Source organism: Streptomyces sp. 4F14 (assembly GCF_048159485.1).
In the GTDB taxonomy this organism is placed as follows: domain Bacteria; phylum Actinomycetota; class Actinomycetes; order Streptomycetales; family Streptomycetaceae; genus Streptomyces.
Map to the genome: position 1 here is coordinate 1 of NZ_JBLRVY010000201.1, position 393 is coordinate 393.

Here is a 393-nt window from a genome sequence, read left to right on the forward strand (position 1 = left end):
GTCCAGTCCCCATGCAGTCAACTGGCGAGTGCTCTGTTCCCTAGCCTCGGCCACGACGGTGGGGTCGGCCGGGAACTCCCAGGCAGCGGTGTTTCCCGTCCGCACGGCGCGGGTTCGGGCCAGCAACAGGGCACTGTCCTCGCGGGACGGCACGTCGCCGACAGCAGCAACCACGGCGCGGCCCACCTCTTGCAGGGAGTCGTCGGCGCCGCCGTATGCAGCAAGCCCCTCCCTCAAGCGGCGGCCGCCGGCATCGATGTCGTGGTCCTCACCGCGGACCAGACCCTTGGTGTACAGGGCAAGGAGGCTGCCGGGCTCGAGATCGAACGTGGTGATCTCGAACGGCATCCCACCGACTCCGAGCGGTGGACCGGGCGAGAGGGGGATGTGCTG

The 393-nt window shown here is 69.5% G+C and carries 1 protein-coding gene; it reads right to left on the reverse strand.

Annotated elements, in window-relative coordinates; genetic code table 11:
• On the reverse strand, window positions 1-387 hold a 387-nt coding region (locus ACLZOT_RS50315; RefSeq protein WP_416976032.1), incomplete at its 3' end, for a SpoIIE family protein phosphatase.
• Between the last annotated feature and the right edge of the window lie 6 nt (window positions 388-393).